The sequence below is a fragment of the uncultured Microbacterium sp. genome, assembly GCF_945952435.1.
Classification (GTDB): Bacteria; Actinomycetota; Actinomycetes; order Actinomycetales; family Microbacteriaceae; genus Microbacterium.
The window spans coordinates 58,718-78,506 of sequence record NZ_CAMFHZ010000013.1 but is presented as its reverse complement, the minus strand read 5'-3'; the positions used below and the strand labels follow the sequence as shown (position 1 = coordinate 78,506).

The following is a 19,789-nucleotide window of genomic DNA, read 5'->3' as shown; positions in this document are numbered from 1 at the left end:
CCGGGCGGCCTCAGTGCACGCTGAGCCCGCCGTCGACGAACAGCGAGTGCCCCGTGACGAACGAGGAGCCGGCACTCGCGAGGAACACCGCGGCACCGGCGAAGTCGCCCGGCAGGCCGTTGCGACCGATCATGGTGCGCGCGGCGAGCGCCGCGATCTGCGCGGGATCCTCCTGCAGCCGCGCGTTCAGCGGCGTCAGGACGAACCCCGGCACGAGGGTGTTGCTGGTCACGCCGTGCGGCCCCCACGCCTCGGCCTCCGAGCGCATGAGCGACTCCACCGCGCCCTTGGAGACGCCGTAGATCCCGCTGCCGACGAACGCGCGGTGCGCCTGCTGCGAGCTGATGTGGATGAGACGCCCGTACCCGCGCTCCGCCATGCCCGGTGCATAGCGCTGCCCGAGCAGGAACGGGGCGAGCGCGTTCACCGTCATCGTCGCGTCCCAGTCGTCCTCGGTGATGTCCGCGAACGGCGGGCGGATGTTGATCCCGGCGGAGTTGACGAGGATGTCCGGCTCGCCGAACGGCACGACGGCCTCCTCCGCGGCCGCACGGATCCCGTCGCGGGTCCCGAGATCGCCGACCACGCCGGCCGCGCGGCAGCCCGTGTCGGTCAGCTCCTGGACGGTCCGGTCGATGCGGTCGGCGCCGCGGGCGACGATCACGGTCGCCGCGCCCGCGCGGGCGAGCGCGGCGGCGATGCCCCGGCCGATGCCGGAGCTGCCGCCGGTGACGACGGCGGTGCGGCCGTCGAGCGAGAACAGGTCGGAGAGATACGAGGTCATGGATCGTCCTGGGGAGCGGCCCCGTCGCTCACCAGCGGAGGGCGGCGGCGAGGGTGGGATCGGCGCGGGCGTCGACGAACTCGGGCAGGCTCTGCAGCGAGGCGAGGAACGCCCTGACCTCCGCGGCGTAGGCGGGGTCGGGGTGGGTGTCGGCGATCTCCTGGATCGGCGGCAGGTCCATCGAGAGGATGAGTCCGAGCCTAGCGGTCACCGCAGCCGACGCACCGGCCTCGTGCAGCACGGCGATCCCGCCGCGCAGGGCGGTGAGGTAGTCGCGGAGGACCGGAAGGCGGTCCTTGCTCTGGGTGAGGGAGGATCCGTCGGCCCGCACGCGCCAGCGCACGACGGGGTCGGGGATCACGTCGAACGCCCGCGCCGCGACGTACATCTGCTGTGCGACCATCTGGTCCTCGTAGGCGACCGACTCCGGGAAGCGACGGTGCCGCCAGAAGTCGGTGCGGCTCAGCTTCGACCAGGCGACGATGTTCGCCGAGGCTGCGGGATGGGCGAAGATCGTCGTGCCGAGGCGCGCGGGGTCGGTCGCCGCCGCGACCCAGGGCTGGATCCTGCCCGTCGCATAGGCGTTCCCGTCCCAGCGCGAGCGGACGTAGGCGGCCGCCACGAAGTCGCTTCCCGTTTCGGTGAGCGTCTCCGTCAGCCGGGCCAGCGCCGTGGGGGCGAACTCGTCGTCGCCGTCCAGGAAGCCGACGAACGGCGTGTCCACCAGGGGGAGCGCCGTGTTACGCGCCGCGCCCAACCCTTTCGGGCGATCGTGGTGCACCACGACGAAGCGGGAGTCGCCCGCCGCGGCGGCGTCGAAGATCCGCCCTGTCGCGTCCTCGGATCCGTCGTCGACGAGGAGGGCCCGCCAGCGGGGCTCGGTCTGCGCGCGCAGCGAGTAGAGAGCGGCGGGCGCGAAGGCGGCGATGTCGCGTCCGGGGACGATGACCGTGGCGATCGGCGCAGGCACCCGCTCAGTCTAGGAGGTCACCGCGGCGACGGACGCGGCCACGAGCGCGGCCAGCCGCTCCGGTCCGTCGCCGGGAAGACCCTGGCGGCCCAGGGTGAGCCGGACCGAGGTCTGCGCCAGCCCGGGCGGCACGCCGCACGCGAGAAGGACGTGGGACGGCTCGTCGCTCCCCGCCGCGCAGGCGGAGCCGCTCGACGACACGACGCCGCGGCGTTCGAGCTCGAGCAGCACGGCCTCGCCCGAGACGCCGTCGAACGTGAAGCCGGCCGTCCCGGGGAGGCGATGGATCGGATCGCCCGTGAGCGCCGCGCGGGGCACCGCGGCGAGGACCGCGGCGATGAGCCGTGCGGTCTGTGCGCCCACGCGTTCCGCGACCGCCACGCGCTCCCCGTCGGCGAGTTCGAGCGCGGTCGCGAGCGCGACCGCACCCGCCACGTTCTCGGTGCCGGAACGCCGACCGCGCTCCTGACCGCCCCCATGCAGCAGCGGTTCGAGCGGGACGCGCCCGCGGACGGCGAGCGCACCGATCCCCTTCGGCGCGCCGAGCTTGTGGCCGGCGATCGCGAGGGAGTCGGCGCCGAGGCCGGACACGTCCAGCCAGCCCGCGGACTGCACGGCGTCGACGTGCACGGGCACTCCCTGCGCGGCGGCGACGATCCCCGGCACGTCCTGGACTGTGCCGATCTCGTTGTTCGCATGGCCCACTGCGACGAGCGCCGTCTCCGGACGGAGCGCCGCGGCGATGGCGGCGGGATCCACGCGACCGTGCGCGTCGGTCGGCACGAGGGTCGCCGTCACGTCGTGGAAGCGGCCCAGATAGGCGACCGATTCGAGGATCGCCTCGTGCTCGATGGGCGTCGTGACGACGTGCGAGCGCCCCCGGGCGAGCGCCGCCAGCACGATCCCCTTCACCGCCAGGTTGTCCGCCTCCGTGCCGCCCGCGGTGAAGACGACGTCGCCGGCGCGGAACCCGAGCACGCGGGCGACCCGGGCCCTCGCGTCGTCGAGGGCGTAGGCCGCGGCCTCTCCGACCGTGTGATGGCTCGACGGGTTGCCGAAGTCCCGGGTGAGGGACGGGGCCATCGCCTCGAGGGCCTCGGGCCGGATCGGGGAGGTCGCGGCGTGGTCCAGGTAGAGCAGGCCGGACACGTCAGTCGATCCGCAGGTCGAGGCCCAGATCCAGGGCGCGGGCGGAGTGGGTGAGCGCGCCGACGGAGATCACGTCGACCCCCGTCTCCGCGATGCCGCGGACCGTGGCGAGGCTCACCCCGCCGGAGGCCTCGACGGTCGCGGATCCGCCGATCAGCGCGACGGCTTCGCGCAGGTCGGGCAGCGAGAAGTTGTCGAGCAGCACCGTGTCCGCCCCTCCTGCGAGCACCGCGGGGATCTGATCCACGCGGTCGACCTCGACGACGACGTGCGTCGTGTGCGGCAGGGTCGCGAGGCCGGCGCGGAGCGCCGAGGCGAGGTCGGCACCGCCGCGCGTGAGGACGGCGAGGTGGTTGTCCTTGGCCATCACGGCATCGGAGAGCGAGAAGCGGTGGTTCCTGCCGCCGCCCGCGACGACCGCGTGGCGCTCGAACGCGCGCAGCCCCGGCGTCGTCTTGCGGGTGTCGACGATGCGGACGCCCGTGCCCGCGACCGCGGCGACGTAGGCGGCGGTGAGCGTGGCGATGCCGCTCAGGCGCTGTGTGAAGTTCAGTGCGACCCGCTCCGCCGTGAGCAGGCTCCGGGCGGGTCCGGTGACGCTGGCGAGCACGTCGCCGGCGTCGAAGGCGTCGCCGTCGGCCACGTGCAGGTCCACCACGATCGTCGGATCCGTGAGTGCGAACGCGGCGGAGAACACGTCGCCTCCTGCCAGCACCCCGGGCTCGCGTGCGACGAGGTCGGCGGTCGCCGCGGCGTCGGCCGGCAGCAGCGCCGTGCTGGTGAGGTCGCCCCAGGGAGCGTCCTCCTCGAGGGCGGCGGCGACGACGCGGTTCAGGACGGCGGGGGTGATCATCGGGCTCCGATCAGGGCGGGGGCTTCGAGGTGGTGGGCGCCGACCGAGCTCGGCCGCGCGAGCGCAGCGCGGATCATGGCCTCGGCGACTTCGATCAGATTGCGGTCCTCGATCGAGGCGCGGGTCGTCATCGGCTCGCCGTCCGGGCAGGACGCAGGAGAAACGGCATCGGCAAGGCATCCCGACCCCGGACGCGGCGGGAACTCCTGCGTTGTGCGCCAGCGACGGACCGTCGCGAGGGCAAGGGCGAGCCCGTCCGGGGCGCGCAGCGGCCCCACCAGGTCCCACATGAGCTGCTGCAGCGCCTCACGGGCGAACGGTGTCGCGCGGGGCACCACGGTCGGCGGCTCCAGGTCGAGCCCGGTCGTCGCGGCGTCGGGACCGTCCCACGCCGGCTCCGGATCGGCCGACCCGGCGTCGGGGCGGATCGGGGATCGTCGGTCCGCCGGCTCGGTGCCGAGGGCCGCCGCCGCGCGCGCGCCGAACACCGCTCCTTCCAGCAGCGAGTTCGAGGCGAGCCGGTTCGCGCCATGCACCCCGGTGCGGGCGCATTCCCCGACCGCGAAGAGCCCGGGAAGCGTCGTGCGGCCGTCGGCATCGGTGACGATCCCGCCCATGAGGTAGTGCGCGGCAGGAGTCACGGGGAGGGGTTCGCGCGCCCAGTCGAATCCGCGCCCTCGGGTGACCCGGTCGATCGTCGGGAACCGCCGGGCGAGGCGGGCCGCTCCGAGCGACGTGGCGTCGAGCCGCACGGGAGACCCCTGCGCGGCGGCCCGGCGGACGATGGCGCGCGCCACGACGTCGCGCGGGGCGAGCTCGCCGTCCGGATGGGCGTCGAACGCGAAGCGCCGCCCGTCGTCGTCGATCAGCACGGCGCCCTCTCCACGCACGGCCTCGGAGATGAGGAACGCGGGACCCGGCGCCGCGAGCACGGTCGGGTGGAACTGCACGAACTCCAGGTCGGCGACGGCGGCACCGGCCCGCAGCGCGGCGGCGATCCCGTCGCCGGTGCACACCGCGGGGGCTGTCGTGTGCGCGAACAGCAGGCCCGCGCCGCCGGTCGCGAGGACGACGGCATCGGCCGGCAGATCCGTGATGCGGCCGCGGTCGAGAACGCGCACGCCGCGCACGACGCCGTCCAGGACGAGCAGATCGACGAGGACGACCTGCTCCCGGATCCGGATCCCGGCTTCGCGCACGCGGTCCGACAGGGCCGCAGAGATCGCCGCGCCGGTCGCGTCCCCGCCGGCGTGGGCGATCCGGGCCGCGGAGTGCGCCGCCTCCAGGCCGCGGCGCAGCGTGCCGTCGGGGGAGCGGTCGAACGGAACACCGCGGGCGACGAGCTCGGCGACCCGTGCCGGCGCGTCGCGCACGAGCACGTCCACGACGGCGGGATCCGACAGCCCCGATCCCGCCCGGAGGGTGTCCGCGGCGTGCGCCGCGGGGGAGTCCCCGTCGCCGTAGACGCCCGCCACCCCGCCCTGCGCCAGCGCGGTCGCCCCGTCGCCGAGCCGCTCCTTCACGAGCACCTGCACGGCGTGTCCGGCCTCGTGCGCGTGCAGGGCGGCGGTGAGCCCCGCGATGCCGCCGCCCACGACGAGGACGTCGAGCCGGCGATCCATCAGGGCCTCGCCGCCAGCATGCGCTCCAGCGCGACACGGGCGGGATCCGCCACGTCGGTGCTCACCGTGATCCTGTTCGGCGTGCGACCGGCCACGAGCTCCTCCAGGACCCACGCGAGATACCCGGGATGGATCCGGTACATCGTCGAACAGGGGCAGACCACGGGGTCCAGGCAGAAGATCTCGTGCTGCGGGTACTGCGCGGCCAGACGGCGGACGAGGTTGATCTCCGTGCCGATCGCGAAGGTCGTGGGCTCGGTCGCGGCGTCGATGGCCTTGCGGATGTAGTCGGTCGATCCCGCCTCGTCCGCGGCGTCGACGACCTCCATGGGGCACTCCGGGTGCACGATCACGCGGACCCCGGGATGCTCGGCCCGTGCCTGGTCGATCTGCGTGACCGTGAACCGGCGGTGCACGGAGCAGAAGCCGTGCCAGAGGATGACGCGGGCGTCCTGCAGGTCGGCGGGGGCGGATCCGCCGAGCGCCTGCCGGGGGTTCCACAGCGGCATCTCGTCGAGCGTCACTCCCATCGCCTTGGCGGTGTTGCGGCCGAGGTGCTGATCCGGGAAGAAGAGCACGCGCCGCCCGCGGGCGAAGGTCCACTCCAGCACGGTCCGCGCGTTCGAGGAGGTGCAGACGATGCCGCCGTGACGACCGACGAAGCCCTTGATCGCTGCCGAGGAGTTCATGTAGGTGACCGGGATCACGGGGACGCGCCCGTCGGCGTCCGGCTCGTCCAGGGGGCCGAGCACGTCCGCGAGCTGCTCCCAGCAGTCCTCCACCTGGTCGATGTCGGCCATGTCGGCCATCGAGCAGCCGGCGGCGAGGTTCGGCAGGATCACGGCCTGGTCCGCCCCCGAGAGCAGGTCGGCCGTCTCCGCCATGAAGTGCACCCCGCAGAACACGATCGCCTCGGCCTCCGGGTGCTTCTTGGCGAAGCCGGCGAGCTGGAACGAGTCGCCCACGTAGTCGGCGTGCTGCACGACCTCGTCGCGCTGGTAGAAGTGGCCGAGCACGACGACGCGGTCGCCGAGAGTCCGCTTCGCCGCGCGGATCCGCTCGTGCAGCTCCGCCTCGTCCGCCTCGCGGTACGCGACGGGCAGCTCGCCCTGGCGGGGCGAGCCGGTCGGGATCACATCGCCCATCGAGGATCCGGGGCCGTAGCCCTCGAGCGCGTCGAAGTGCCACGGCCCGGCAGCCAGTTCGGTCGAGCAGGTCGATTCGGTCGAGGCTCCGGCGACGATGAGACGCAGGGCGTGGTCGACGGAGGGATCGACCGGGGCGTGCAGGGGCGTGGTCATGACGTTCTCGTCTCCTCGGGTGAGAGCGGGCCGCGGTCGGCGAGCTCGACATCGGTGGCATCGCGGTAGAGCCGGGCCGGGCGGTGGCTCCCGGTCCGGAAGGCGTTCGTGGGGATCAGGCTGCGGGTCGCGTCGACCTGGCGGCGGAAGTTCGCCGGATCCAGGCGGCGGCCGAGGATCGCCTCGTACGCCTCGCGCAGATCGGCGAGGGTGAACTCGGGCGGGAGGAAGCCCTGGGCGACCCGGCTGTAGCCGACCTTGTTGCGCAGGCGCCAGAGCGCGTACTCGACGATGCGCGCATGGTCGAAGGCCAGCGGCGGGAGATCGTCGGCGTCGAACCAGCGGACGTTCTCCTGGGCGATCGCGGCGGTCGCGTCCTCCGCGCGGACCAGCGCCCAGTAGACGACGGAGACCACCCGGCTGGGCGAGCGGTCGACGGCGCCGAACGCGTAGAGCTGTTCGAGGTAGCTCGGTGCGAGTCCCGTCGTCTCCGCGAGCGTGCGCGCCGCGGCGGAGGAGAGCCCCTCCGACTCGTCGAGCCATCCGCCCGGAAGCGCCCACTCGCCGCGGTGCGGGTCCCTCGTGCGCAGCACGAGAGGCAGGGCGAGCCGGGCGTCGCCCGTGTCGTCCCGCCGCAGCGTGAGGATCACCGTCGAGACCGCGACCCGGATCCCGGACTCGACCGACGTGCTTCTGGTCATAGCGACTTTAACCTCCGGGACCCATCTTATAGTCACGATGACTCGAAGCGCGCCCCTGTGACGGCGATCTCCCAGGCGCGCGGACGAGGCGGCACGCAGCGTCGGGTGATGCAGCAGCCGACGCGTCTCGAAGCGAGGATCGATCGCCGGGCGCGGCGGATCCTCGCCGGGGCACCGTCCGCGGGCCTCCGAGGGTTCGCCGTCGAGTGCGCCGTCTTCCTCGCGAAACAGGCCTGGGCCTGCGTGTTCGGTGCGCTCCTGCTGCTGGCGATCGTGCTGGTGCGGACCCTGATCCCCGCGGACGCAGGGCTCTCCCGCAACGACGTGCTCACCGTCGTGGCGCTCGCGATCCAGGCCGGGATGCTGCTCGCCGGGCTGGAGTCCGGGAGGGAAGTATGAGTGATCGTGCTGTTCCACGTGACGGGGACGGCGATGGAGCTGTTCAAGACCGATGTCGGATCCTGGGCGTACGCGGGGGACGGGATCCTGCGGATCGGCGCCGTCCCGTTGCTGGTCGTCGTGCTCTGGCTCCCCACGACCATGCACGCACGGGTGTGGCGTCGCCGCCTGGCAGCCGGTCTCCCCGTCGAAGGTCTCCAGCTGGTTCCTGCTGATGATCATCTCCGTGGTGCTCGTGACGCTCGTGTCCCCGCCACGCTCGCCGCGGACCTCCGCCGCAGGGAGAGGGGTGACCGGGTCCGCGGCGCGCTAGGATGGCGCTGACAATCGAACACGTGGCCGAATGGTCCGTGCGGGAGAGTCCGGTGATCGCTGCCGGACACCGAAGGAGCAAGCCTCCCCGCCAATCTCTCAGGTAACCGCACCGCGCAGACCCGGCCGCTCTGGAAAGTGATTCCGAGCGAAGCAAGAAATCAGGTTGAGCGAGGCCGCCGAAGGCGCCCGAGCCGAAACCCTGGTGAGGAGATCCTCGCGGATCTGCATCTCTTGTCCCTTCGCGACGAGATCCGCCGACGGTGAAAGCCGGCCCCGCGCCGGCGAAGCTCTCAGGCCCATGACAGAGGGGGAGTTCTCGGATCCGCGCGCCGTGCGGATCCTCACCGATCCGCACGGGAGAACCCATGGCCGACACTCCGACGCCGCCCCGCTACACCCCGCTCCGCGAACGCCACGAGGCCCTCGGGGCCTCCTTCACAGACTTCGGCGGCTGGCAGATGCCGGTGCGCTACACGTCCGATCTGGCCGAGCACCACGCCGTGCGCGAGGCGGCGGGCATCTTCGACATCTCGCACATGGCCGAGTTCACGGTCGAGGGTGCGGGCGCGGGGGACTACCTCGACTACGCGCTCGCCGGACGACTCTCGGCCCTGGCCGTCGGCAAGGCCAAGTACTCGCTGCTGCTGGCGGAGGACGGCGGGATCATCGACGACGTGATCGTCTACCGCCTGGACGAGGACCGCTTCCTCATCATCTCGAACGCGGGCAATCGCGATGCGGTCCGCACGGCGCTGCAGGAGCGCGCGGACGGGATCGACGTCCGCGTCGAGGACGTCTCGGACGCGTACGCGCTCATCGCCGTGCAGGGCCCGAACGCCGAGTCGATCGTCGCCGCGATCGACGGCATCGAGGACGTGAGCGTTCCCTGGGGCGACCAGAAGTACTACGCCTGGGCCTCCGCCAACTACCACGGGAGGCCGCTGCTGCTCGCCCGCACCGGCTACACGGGCGAGGACGGCTTCGAGCTTCTCGTCCTCGCCGAGGACGCCGCCGACTTGTGGGACGCGGCGCTCGCGGCGGGGGCCGACCACGGCCTGGTCCCGGCCGGCCTCGCCGCGCGCGACACCCTGCGTCTCGAAGCGGGCATGCCGCTCTACGGTCACGAGCTGACGCGGGAGACCAAGCCTGCGCAGGCGGGTCTCGGCCGCGTGGTCGTGACCGACAAGGAGCGCTTCGTCGGCCAGGGCGGCGTGACGGCGTCCGAGGGCGCGCGCGTGCTCGTCGGCCTCACCGCCGAGGGCCGTCGCGCCGGTCGTGCCGAGTACGCGGTGGTGACCGAGGACGGTGCCGTGATCGGCGAGATCACGAGCGGCGCGCTGAGCCCCACACTCGGACATCCCGTCGCGATGGCCTATGTCGACCCCGCCGTCTCCGACGGCTCCGTGCCCTTGTTCCTCGACGTCCGGGGGACGAAGATCCCCGCCGCCCTCACCGCCCTGCCTTTCTACCGGAGGAAGAAATGACCGATCTGAACACCCTGCGCTACAGCGAAGAGCACGAGTGGGTCGCCGTCGACGGCGACGCCGCCACCATCGGGATCACCGACTTCGCCGCCGACGCCCTGGGCGACATCGTCTTCGTCGAGCTGCCGGCCGTCGGCGCGTCGCTCACGCGCGGCGACGTCTTCGGAGAGGCGGAGTCGACCAAGTCGGTCTCCGAGCTCTACGCGCCGGTCGACGGCACGGTCGTCGAGATCAACGACGCGGTGATCGATGACCCGTCGCTCGTGAACTCCGCCCCGTTCGAGGGCGGCTGGCTCATCAAGGTCTCGATCGCCGACGGCGCGGTCGACGGCCTGCTCGACCGCGACGCCTACGTCGCGCACACGGAGGGCTGAGAGTGACCGCGTTCCTCGACCGCCACATCGGCACCACCGCCGACGCGCAGCGGGCGATGCTCGACGCGATCGGCATCTCCTCGGACGCGGACGAGCGTCCCGTCGACGCGCTCATGCGCGAAGCGGTGCCGGCGTCCATCCGCTCCGCGGCGGACCGCGTCAGCATCCTTCCGGCCGCCGCGAGCGAGTCGGAGGCGCTGGCCGAGCTGCGCGCCCTCGCGAACCGCAACACGGTGAACCGTCCCATGATCGGTCTGGGCTACTACGGCACGATCACCCCGAGCGTGATCCAGCGCAACGTGCTGGAGAACCCGTCCTGGTACACGGCGTACACGCCGTACCAGCCGGAGATCTCGCAGGGCCGCCTGGAAGCGCTCATCAACTTCCAGACGATGGTGTCCGAGCTCACCGGCCTCGACACAGCGAACGCGTCGATGCTCGACGAGTCCTCGGCTGTGGCGGAGGGCATGCTGCTCGCGCGGCGCGGATCGAAGTCCGCGTCCTCCGTCTTCGTCGTCGACGCGGACGCGCTCCCGCAGACCAAGGCGCTGCTCGCGACCAGGGCCGACGCCGTCGGCATCGAGCTCGTCGAGCGGGACCTCGCCGGTGGCGAGACGCTGCCGGAGGAGCTGTTCGGCGTGTTCGTGCAGTACCCGGGCGCGTCGGGACGGATCTGGGATCCGTCCGGGGTCATCGAGGCCGCCCACCTCGCGGGCGGCCTCGCCGTCGTCGCCGCCGACCTGCTCGCGCTCACGCTCATCGCCTCTCCCGGATCGCTCGGTGCGGACGTGGCCGTGGGCACCACCCAGCGCTTCGGCGTGCCGATGGGCTTCGGCGGCCCGCACGCGGGCTACATGGCGGTGCGCAGCGGCCTGGAGCGCCAGCTGCCCGGCCGTCTGGTCGGCGTCTCGCAGGACGCGGACGGCCACCCGGCCTACCGCCTCGCGCTGCAGACCCGCGAGCAGCACATCCGCCGCGAGAAGGCCACGTCCAACATCTGCACCGCCCAGGTGCTGCTCGCCGTCATGGCGTCGACGTACGCGGTCTACCACGGTCCGGAAGGGCTCAAGGAGATCGCGACGGGCGTCGCGTCGAAGGCGCGCTTCCTTGCCACGCAGCTGGAGAAGGCCGGCGCGGAGATCGTCCACGCGGACTACTTCGACACGATCACCGTGCGGGTGCCGGGTCGCGCCGACGAGCTCGTCGCCGCCGCCCACGCCGCAGGGATCCTGCTGAACCCGGTCGATGCGGACACGCTGAGCATCGCGGCCGACGAGACGACGACCTACGAGGACATCCTCGCCGTGGCGACCGTCTTCGGCGCGGGCGAGGGATCCTTCGCCTACATCCCGGTGACCTCCGTGCCCGTTGGTCTCGCCCGGCAGGACGAGTACCTCACGCACCCCGTGTTCCACGCGCACCGCTCCGAGACCGCCATGATGCGGTACCTGAAGAGCCTCGCCGATCGCGACTACGCGCTCGATCGCGGCATGATCCCGCTCGGATCCTGCACGATGAAGCTCAACGCGGCGACGGAGATGGCGTCGATCACCTGGCCCGAGTTCGCCCAGCTGCACCCGTTCGCGCCGGAGGCGGACGCGCGGGGCACGCTCGAGCTCATCGATCAGCTCGAGCGCTGGCTCGCCGACGTCACGGGCTACGACGCCGTCTCCCTGCAGCCGAACGCCGGTTCGCAGGGCGAGCTTGCGGGGCTGCTCGCGATCCGCGGGTATCACCTGGCCAACGGCGACGACCACCGCACGGTCTGCCTGATCCCGTCCTCCGCACACGGCACGAACGCCGCCAGCGCGGTGCTCGCCGGGATGAAGGTGGTCGTGGTCGCGACCGACGAGCTCGGCAACGTGGATCTCGACGACCTGCGCGCGAAGATCGCGCAGCACGCGGACGAGATCGCGGCGCTCATGATCACGTATCCGTCGACGCACGGCGTGTACGAGCACGACGTGCTCGACATCACGGCGGCCGTGCACGACGCGGGCGGCCAGGTCTACATCGACGGCGCGAACCTGAACGCGCTCCTCGGCTACTCGCGCTTCGGGGATCTGGGCGGCGACGTCTCGCACCTCAATCTGCACAAGACGTTCGCGATCCCGCACGGCGGCGGGGGTCCCGGTGTGGGCCCGGTCGGCGCCAAGGCGCATCTCGCGCCGTTCCTGCCGGGGCACCCGCAGGCGCAGCGCGCGGTGCACGCGGGCGGATACGTCTTCGAGGGCGGTCCGGTATCCGCCGCGCCGTACGGATCCGCCGGGGTGCTGCCGATCTCCTGGGCGTACGTGCGGATGATGGGGGCGGACGGGCTCCGCGACGCGACGGCCGCGGCGGTCCTCGCGGCGAACTACGTGGCCGCGCGCCTGGGCGAGCACTACCCCGTGCTCTACACCGGCGAGCACGGACGGGTCGCGCACGAGTGCATCCTGGATCTGCGTCCGCTCAAGGAGGCGACGGGGATCACGGTGGACGACGTCGCCAAGCGCCTGATCGACTACGGTTTCCACGCTCCGACGATGTCGTTCCCCGTCGCGGGCACGCTCATGGTCGAACCGACCGAGTCGGAGGACCTGGGCGAGCTGGAGCGCTTCGTCGAGGCGATGATCCAGATCCGCGCGGAGGCCGACGAGGTCGCCGCAGGGGCCTGGCCCGCCGACGACAACCCGCTCGTGAACGCCCCGCACACGGCGGCGTCGCTCCTCGTGGGGGAGTGGGATCACGCCTACACCCGGGAGAAGGCCGCGTACCCCGTGCACGCGCTCATCGCCGGCAAATACTGGCCGCCGGTGCGTCGCATCGACAACGCCTATGGGGACCGCAACCTCGTGTGCGCGTGCCCGCCCGTGGAGGCGTTCGCGCTGTGATGCACGGACGACCGCGCCCTGCGCGATCGTGACGGAACAGGCCCCGAGGACGACGGTCCCCGGGGCCTGTTTCGTGCAGGTCACCAGTGAGTAACGGTTAACGCAACGGGTTCGCCGGAACCCCCGGATCGCGGTTACGCTCGAGTATCCCTACATGCTCGACGATGAGCGTGCAGACTGCTGTCAACTGTCCACAGGAGGACACAACGTGAAGCGCAACAAGATCGCCCTCGCGGCTGTCGGACTGCTCGCGGCGGGCGTCATCGCCCTCGCCGGCTGCTCCGGCGGTGCGAACAAGGGTGGAGGCACGTCCGATGTCAAGGCCGACCCGGCCGCGATCATCACCGCCAACGGTTCCGAGCCGCAGAACCCGCTCATCCCGACCAACACCAACGAGGTCGGCGGTGGAAAGATCCTCGACAGCATCTTCGCTGGCCTGGTCTACTACGACGCGAAGGGCAAGCCCGTCAACGACATGGCGGACTCCATCAAGACGGAGGACCCCCAGCACCTCACGGTGACGCTCAAGAAGGGCGAGAAGTTCACCGACGGCACCGAGGTCAAGGCCGACAACTTCATCAAGGCCTGGAACTACGGCGCGCTCGCATCCAACAAGCAGCTCTCGAGCTACTTCTTCGAGGACATCGAGGGTTACAACGCCGACGCCGACAGCGAGCTCACGGGTCTGAAGAAGGTCGACGACTACACCTTCACGATCGCGCTGAACAAGCCGGCCTCCGACTTCGCGCTGCGTCTGGGCTACTCCGCGTTCTACCCGCTGCCCGACTCGGCCTTCTCCGACATGAAGAAGTTCGGCGAGAACCCGATCGGCAACGGCCCGTACAAGATCGGCAGCAAGGGCTGGCAGCACAACGTCAGCATCGACCTCGTCAAGAACGACGACTACAAGGGCGGACGCCAGGCGAAGAACGGCGGTCTGACGATCGTCTTCTACGCCACGCAGGACGCGGCCTACGCCGACCTCCAGGGCAACAAGCTCGACGTGCTCGACGCGATGCCGTCGACGGCTCTTCCGACCTTCGAGAAGACCCTCGGCGACCGTGCGGTCAACCAGCCGGCCGCGGTGTTCCAGTCGTTCACGATCGGCCAGTTCCTCCCGCACTTCTCCGGTGAAGAGGGCAAGCTGCGTCGCGAGGCCATCTCGATGGCGTTCGACCGCAAGCAGATCACCGAGAAGATCTTCTTCAAGACCCGCACGCCCGCCGAGGACTTCACGTCCCCGGTCATCTCCGGCTGGTCCGGCGACATCCCCGGCAACGAGGTCCTGAAGTACGACCCGACCAAGGCGAAGGAGCTGTGGGCGCAGGCCGACAAGATCTCGCCGTGGAGCGGAAGCTTCCAGATCGCGTACAACAGCGACGGCGGCCACAAGGAGTGGGTCGACGCGGTGACCAACTCGATCAAGAACACCCTCGGCATCGACGCGTCCGGCGCGCCCTACCCGACGTTCGCGCAGATCCGCACCGAGGTCACGAACCGCACGATCAAGACGGCCGCCCGCTCCGGATGGCAGGCCGACTACCCGGGCATGTACAACTTCCTCGGACCGCTCTACGCGACCGGAGCCGGCTCGAACGACGGTGACTACAGCAGCGCCGACTTCGACAAGGAGATCTCGGACGGTATCGGCAACGCCGACTCGAAGGCTCAGCTCGAGGACTTCAAGAAGGCCCAGGAGATCCTGTTCAAGGACCTTCCGGCCATCCCGCTGTGGTACTCGAACGTGACCGGTGGTTACGGCACGAGCGTGCAGAACGTCACGTTCGGCTGGAACTCGGTTCCGCTGTACTACCAGATCACCAAGGCTGCCAAGTAACGCCAGTGTGATACCCGCGAGGCGGTGACGGCGACGTCACCGCCTCGCGGCTTGTCGCTGTAGCCTTGCTCGAGGCTTCCCCTCTTTTGAAAGGACGGCGGATGCTCGGATACATTCTGAAACGTCTGCTGCAGGTGATTCCGGTCTTCTTCGGAGCCACTCTGCTCATCTACTTCCTCGTGTTCGCCATGCCCGGCGACCCGATCCTCGCCCTCTTCGGAGACCGCACGCCCAACCCGGCCATCGTGCAGGCGCTCCGCGAGCAGTACCACCTGAACGACCCGTTCATCGTGCAGTACTGGTACTACATCACCGGCGTCTTCCAGGGGAACCTGGGCGTGACGTACTCCGGACGACCCGTGTCCGAAGTCCTCGCCGAGACGCTCCCCGTCACGGGACGTCTCGCCGTGATGGCGATCGGCATCGAGTTCACGCTGGCGATCATCATCGGAACGATCGCGGCGCTGCGCAAGGGCAAGATCTTCGACAACGTGTCGCTCATCGTCGCCCTGATCGCGCTGTCGATCCCGATCTTCGTGCTCTGCTTCATCGCGCAGTACTTCTTCGCCCTGCAGTTGGGCTGGTTCAGTCCGACGGTCGGCGCGGACAACGATTGGGGCGGCCTGTGGCTGCCGGCGCTCGTCCTCGGATTCAGCCTGTTCGCCGTGAGCATGCGCCTCATGCGCTCCTCCACGATCGACACCCTGAACCAGGAGTGGGTGCGCACCGCCTACGCGAAGGGACTGCCGCGCCGCCGCGTCATCCCCGTGCACGTGCTGCGCAACTCGCTGATCCCCGTGATCACGAACTCCGCGACGAACTTCGGCGTGCTGCTCGTCGGCGCGACCGTCACCGAGGGCATCTTCAACGTCCCCGGCGTCGGCAACACGCTGTACCAGGCGGCCGTGCGCGGCGAGGGACCGACCGTGGTCTCCTTCGTCACCGTGTTCGTCATCCTGTATGTGCTGGTCAACCTGGTCATCGACCTGCTCTACGGCCTGCTCGACCCGAGGATCCGCTATGCCTGAGCCCACCAACACCGCGCACTACGTCGCGCCGGTCGAGACCGAGACGATCTCGGTCGACGCCGTCCGCATCGGCGAGAAGCCGAGCAACCTGTGGCGGGACGCCGGTCGCGACCTGCGCCGTCGTCCGCTGTTCTGGATCGCGTCGGTCCTGGCCCTGCTGTTCCTCATCGCGGCCATCGCGCCGCAGGTGTTCGCGCAGTTCGACCCGACCAAGTGCGACCTCATGTTCAGCAACGAGGGACCGGCCGCCGGCCACCCCCTCGGCTACAACTTCCAGGGCTGCGACATCTACTCCCGCGTGATCTGGGGTGCCCGCACCTCGCTCGCCGTGGGTGGTATCGCGACGCTGCTCAGCGCCGTGATCGGTCTCATCATGGGATCCATCGCGGGCTTCTACGGAGGATGGGTCGACTCGCTGCTCTCGCGCATCGGGGACATCTTCTTCGCGATCCCGTACATCCTGGCCGCGATCGTCGTCATGACGGTCCTGCACGACTTCCGCAACGTGTGGACGCTCGCGCTGGCCATCGGTGGGTTCGCCTGGGCCTCGACCGCGCGCGTCGTGCGAGCGGAGATCCTGCGGGTGAAGCAGGCCGACTACGTGATGGCGTCGAAGGCACTCGGTCTCGGCCGATTCCGGATCCTCGTCGGCCACGTGATCCCGAACGCCATCGCTCCGCTGCTCGTCGTCACGACCCTCGGCCTGGCCTCGGCGATCGTGGCGGAAGCCACGCTGTCGTTCCTCGGCGTCGGACTGGGCAGCGACGTGGTCTCCTGGGGCAACGACATCAGCGGGGCCCAGGCCGCGCTGCAGATCGCGCCGATGGCCCTCATCTACCCGTCCATTGCGCTCACCCTCGCGGTGCTCGCATTCGTCACCCTGGGCGAGCTGATCCGCGACGCCCTCGACCCGAAGGCGAGGGCCCTGCGATGAGCACTCCCGCACAGAACACCCAGGCGCCCGTGCTCACCGTGCGCGACCTCAAAGTCGCGTTCAAGGGCCAGGAGGGTCTCCGCGAGGTGCTGCACGGCGTCTCGTTCGACGTCTACGCCGGTGAGACGGTGGCGATCGTCGGCGAGTCGGGGTCGGGGAAGTCGACGACCGCCACGGCGATCATCAACCTCCTGCCGGGCACCGGCCGGATCACCGAGGGGTCGATCACGCTCGACGGGCGCGAGCTCACCGAACTGGACCGGCGAGGCATCGAGCACGTCCGCGGACGGGACATCGGTTTCGTCCCGCAGGATCCGATGGCGAGCCTCAACCCGGTGTGGTCGATCGGCTTCCAGGTGAAGGAGGCCATCCGGGCCAACGGGATCGCCACGAAGCGCTCCGCGGTCAAGGAGCGTGCGATCGAGGTGCTGAAGCAGGCGGGTCTGGCGGACGCCGAGAATCGGCTGCACCAGTTCCCGCACCAGTTCTCCGGTGGCATGCGGCAGAGGGCGCTGATCGGGATCGGTCTCGCGGCCGACCCGAAGCTCCTCATCGCCGACGAGCCGACCTCCGCCCTCGACGTGACCGTGCAGCGGGTGATCCTCGATCACATGGCGACGCTCACGCGTGAGCGGGGCACGGCGGTGCTGCTCATCACTCACGACCTCGGACTCGCGGCAGAGCGGGCCTCGAAGATCATCGTGATGAACAACGGCAACATCGTCGAGTCGGGGCCGAGCCGGGAGATCCTCGAAAACCCGCAGCATCCCTACACGCGCCGGCTGGTCGCGGCAGCGCCGAGCGTCGCCTCCCAGCGGATCCAGACCCTCGTCGAGGACCGCGGGGTGCAGACCGAGGCCGATCTGGCCACGGCGGCGCCGACGGTCAGGGTGGCGGGTCTGACGAAGGACTACTCGATCCGTCAGGGGCAGTTCCGTAGCGTGCCGTTCCGGGCCGTGGACGACGTGTCCTTCGAGATTCCGCGAGGCAAGACGCTCGCGCTCGTGGGGGAGTCCGGATCGGGCAAGTCGACCGTTGCGAAGATGGTCCTCAAGCTCGAGGAGCCGACGGCGGGGACGATCGAGATCGACGGCCACGACGTGTCCCGTCTGTCGTTCGCCCAGTCGTTCGCGATGCGTCGCCGCATGCAGCCGGTCTTCCAGGACCCCTACGGGTCGATGGATCCGCTGCGCAACATCGGCAACACGATCATCGAGCCGCTCGACATCCACCGCATCGGCGATCAGGCATCGCGCCGGGAGCGGATGCTCGAGCTCCTCGACCAGGTCTCGCTGCCGCGCGCTCTGGCGACGAGGTATCCGAACGAGCTGTCCGGCGGTCAGCGTCAGCGCGTGGCGATCGCCCGTGCGCTCGCGCTGAAGCCCGACATCGTCGTCCTCGACGAGGCCGTCTCGGCGCTCGACGTGCTGGTGCAGGACCAGGTGCTGCAGCTCCTCGCCGAGCTGCAGAGCGAGCTCGATCTCACGTATCTGTTCATCACCCATGACCTCGCCGTCGTCCGCGTGTCGAGCGACCTCGTCTGCGTCATGGAGAAGGGCAAGGTCGTCGAGCAGGGGACTGTCGACGAGATCTTCGCGAACCCGCAGCAGGAGTACACCGAGCGCCTGCTCCAGGCGATCCCCGGTGCCTCGATCACCCTGGGCGGTCGAAGCGCGTGAGCTCTTCCGATCAGATGCCCGTGGGCGCGCGGACCTACCGCACGCCCACGGGCATCGTCGTACTGATCGTGTGCGCGGTGCTCTCCGTGTTCCTGCTCGGCGATGCCGTGATCCGCGGGAGCTGGGGGCTGATGCTGCTGTACGCACCGTGGATGCTGCTGGTGCTCTGGCTCGTCTACGAGATCAGCGTGGTCTCGAAGGTGCGGGTCGACGACGACGGCGCTCTCGTGCAGAACGTCCTGCGCCGCACGACGTTCGGCTGGCATCGGGTGCGTGAACTCGACCTGCGCTGGCAGCTCGATTTCCTCCTCGACGACGGCCGGAAGCTGTCCTGCTGGGGAGGCCCGGGACGGATCCGATCCCCGCGGATGTCCAAGGGCGACGCGGTGAAGGTGCCGTCCAGCCTGCGCGACTTCACCGAGATCCAGGCCCGGTGGGAGGCGGCGACCGAGGGTCCGCCCGCGACGACCGGGTCGGCGGCCGACGCCCCGATCCGGCGCACCTGGGACTGGCCGGCGCTGATCGCCCTCGTCGTGATCGTGGTGTGGGCGGCGATCGCCGTCGCCGTGACCCGCTGACCGCTCCGTCGCGGGATCTCGGAGATCCCCCAGGGGCGCCTCGCTGCGCCGGCCCTCAGTGCGCGGGCAGGCCGAAGAGCGCCGGCCACAGTCCCGCGGCCAGGGGGTAGCCGACGAAGGCGGCGGCGTCGATGAGGAAGTGCGCGACGAGGAACGGCAGCAGACGTCCGGTGCGCAGGAACAGGGCGCCGAAGAGCAGCCCCATCGCGAGGTTGCCCACGAAGGCCCCAGGCCCCTGGTAGAGGTGATAGCTCGCGCGGAGCACCGACGTCGACAGCACGATGGTCCAGGGGCCCGCGCCGAGCTGGCGCAGGCGCGCGAAGAGGTAGCCGAGGACGACGAACTCCTCCTGCACCGCGGCGCGGGCGGCGGAGAGCAGCAGCACGGGGATCGTCCACCCGTAGGCGTTCTGCGCACCGGGATCCACCGCGACGAACCAGCCGAGAAGGCGCCCGGCCACGTACAGACCGAGCCCGGGGATCCCGATCGCGAGCACGAGGACGAGGCCCCATCCGCTGTCCCGGGCGACCCGGGTGCCGTCAAGGCCGAGGGCGCCCAGATGCGGTCGTGTCCTCCGCCACAGCAGGAAGCACACGAGTAGCACGGGGACGACCGCGAACGCGATCCCCAGCAGCTGGTAGATCAGGTCGAAGGCCTCGCGGGACGACTGGGACGGGTTCAGCGTGGTGGACTGATCCGCGAGCGGAGTGCTCTGCGTGAGCCGGTCTGCGAGCTGCACGATCGCATACACCGCCGACTGGCCGAGGCCGAGGGCGAGCACGATCGCGACCTCCCACCCGATGCGCGCCCGCGACGGGGCATCCGGCGGGGGGAGCGGCAGCGCGATCCTCATGCGACGAGCGTACGGGGGCGGGGCCGGATCCGCCTGCGGGCCCCGTCGCGCCGGA

General features: G+C 70.7%; 16 protein-coding genes, 1 pseudogene and 2 riboswitches. Of the genes and pseudogenes, 9 read left to right on the top strand and 8 right to left on the bottom strand.

The genetic code is table 11. From position 1 onward, the window contains the following. Nucleotides 1–10 precede the first annotated feature (10 nt). The 7 genes from Q0P88_RS08755 to Q0P88_RS08725 are packed head-to-tail and all read right to left on the bottom strand — an operon-like array spanning nucleotide 11 to nucleotide 7,380. Nucleotides 11–784: an SDR family NAD(P)-dependent oxidoreductase gene (locus tag Q0P88_RS08755; protein ID WP_295013166.1), complete on the bottom strand. Its 774-nt coding sequence runs from the start codon at nucleotides 782–784 to the stop codon at nucleotides 11–13. A 28-nt stretch (nucleotides 785–812) separates the two neighbouring features. After that, nucleotides 813–1,754 carry a glycosyltransferase family 2 protein gene (locus tag Q0P88_RS08750; protein WP_295013164.1) on the bottom strand — a complete coding sequence of 314 codons (942 nt, stop codon included), beginning with the start codon at nucleotides 1,752–1,754 and terminating at the stop codon, nucleotides 813–815. A gap of 9 nt (nucleotides 1,755–1,763) precedes the next feature. After that, the gene (locus Q0P88_RS08745) at nucleotides 1,764–2,894 is read right to left on the bottom strand and encodes a cysteine desulfurase family protein (RefSeq protein WP_295013218.1); all 1,131 of its coding nucleotides are present in this window, start codon (nucleotides 2,892–2,894) and stop codon (nucleotides 1,764–1,766) included. 10 nt (nucleotides 2,895–2,904) lie between these two features. After that, nucleotides 2,905–3,756, bottom strand: coding sequence for a carboxylating nicotinate-nucleotide diphosphorylase (nadC, locus tag Q0P88_RS08740; RefSeq protein ID WP_295013162.1), 852 nt, complete (start codon nucleotides 3,754–3,756; stop codon nucleotides 2,905–2,907). Continuing rightward, entirely contained in the window at nucleotides 3,753–5,378 is a 1,626-nt protein-coding gene (gene nadB / locus Q0P88_RS08735; RefSeq protein ID WP_295013160.1) for an L-aspartate oxidase, read from the bottom strand. The genes nadC and nadB overlap by 4 nt, the downstream gene beginning before the upstream one ends. Further along, a complete protein-coding gene (gene nadA, locus Q0P88_RS08730) occupies nucleotides 5,378–6,679 on the bottom strand; it encodes a quinolinate synthase NadA (RefSeq protein WP_295013158.1) in 1,302 nt (433 codons plus the stop codon). The genes nadB and nadA overlap by 1 nt, the downstream gene beginning before the upstream one ends. After that, nucleotides 6,676–7,380 carry an NrtR DNA-binding winged helix domain-containing protein gene (locus tag Q0P88_RS08725; RefSeq protein WP_295013156.1) on the bottom strand — a complete coding sequence of 235 codons (705 nt, stop codon included), beginning with the start codon at nucleotides 7,378–7,380 and terminating at the stop codon, nucleotides 6,676–6,678. The genes nadA and Q0P88_RS08725 overlap by 4 nt, the downstream gene beginning before the upstream one ends. Nucleotides 7,381–7,488: 108 nt before the next feature. On the opposite strand from Q0P88_RS08725, the pseudogene Q0P88_RS08720 reads away from it, so the two are divergent. From Q0P88_RS08720 to Q0P88_RS08680, 9 genes and pseudogenes are all read left to right on the top strand, one after another. Then, nucleotides 7,489–8,103, top strand: a pseudogene (locus Q0P88_RS08720) (DUF817 family protein). 19 nt (nucleotides 8,104–8,122) lie between these two features. Then, nucleotides 8,123–8,216, top strand: a riboswitch (glycine riboswitch). Nucleotides 8,217–8,283: 67 nt separating this feature from the next. Further along, a riboswitch (glycine riboswitch) is annotated at nucleotides 8,284–8,409 on the top strand. A gap of 50 nt (nucleotides 8,410–8,459) precedes the next feature. Continuing rightward, nucleotides 8,460–9,578 (top strand): glycine cleavage system aminomethyltransferase GcvT, encoded by a 1,119-nt coding sequence (gene gcvT, locus Q0P88_RS08715; RefSeq protein WP_295013155.1) that lies wholly within the window; start codon nucleotides 8,460–8,462, stop codon nucleotides 9,576–9,578. Further along, nucleotides 9,575–9,952, top strand: a complete 378-nt coding sequence (gcvH, locus tag Q0P88_RS08710) for a glycine cleavage system protein GcvH (RefSeq protein WP_295013153.1) — start codon at nucleotides 9,575–9,577, stop codon at nucleotides 9,950–9,952. Before gcvT ends, gcvH begins: the two co-directional genes overlap by 4 nt. 2 nt (nucleotides 9,953–9,954) lie before the next feature. Next, nucleotides 9,955–12,825 carry an aminomethyl-transferring glycine dehydrogenase gene (gene gcvP, locus Q0P88_RS08705; RefSeq protein ID WP_295013151.1) on the top strand — a complete coding sequence of 957 codons (2,871 nt, stop codon included), beginning with the start codon at nucleotides 9,955–9,957 and terminating at the stop codon, nucleotides 12,823–12,825. Nucleotides 12,826–13,033: 208 nt separating this feature from the next. Further along, nucleotides 13,034–14,662, top strand: coding sequence for an ABC transporter substrate-binding protein (locus Q0P88_RS08700; RefSeq protein WP_295013149.1), 1,629 nt, complete (start codon nucleotides 13,034–13,036; stop codon nucleotides 14,660–14,662). 101 nt (nucleotides 14,663–14,763) lie between these two features. Then, a complete protein-coding gene (locus Q0P88_RS08695; protein WP_295013147.1) occupies nucleotides 14,764–15,690 on the top strand; it encodes an ABC transporter permease in 927 nt (308 codons plus the stop codon). Beyond that, complete coding sequence (locus Q0P88_RS08690; RefSeq protein WP_295013144.1) at nucleotides 15,683–16,624, top strand: ABC transporter permease; 942 nt, start codon at nucleotides 15,683–15,685, stop codon at nucleotides 16,622–16,624. The genes Q0P88_RS08695 and Q0P88_RS08690 overlap by 8 nt, the downstream gene beginning before the upstream one ends. Beyond that, complete coding sequence (locus Q0P88_RS08685) at nucleotides 16,621–18,303, top strand: ABC transporter ATP-binding protein (protein WP_295013142.1); 1,683 nt, start codon at nucleotides 16,621–16,623, stop codon at nucleotides 18,301–18,303. Before Q0P88_RS08690 ends, Q0P88_RS08685 begins: the two co-directional genes overlap by 4 nt. Further along, nucleotides 18,300–18,881 (top strand): PH domain-containing protein, encoded by a 582-nt coding sequence (locus tag Q0P88_RS08680; RefSeq protein WP_295013140.1) that lies wholly within the window; start codon nucleotides 18,300–18,302, stop codon nucleotides 18,879–18,881. Before Q0P88_RS08685 ends, Q0P88_RS08680 begins: the two co-directional genes overlap by 4 nt. Before the next feature lie 55 nt (nucleotides 18,882–18,936). Here Q0P88_RS08680 and Q0P88_RS08675 read toward each other — a convergent pair whose 3' ends face one another. Continuing rightward, entirely contained in the window at nucleotides 18,937–19,734 is a 798-nt protein-coding gene (locus Q0P88_RS08675; protein ID WP_295013137.1) for a CPBP family intramembrane glutamic endopeptidase, read from the bottom strand. Nucleotides 19,735–19,789 lie beyond the last annotated feature (55 nt).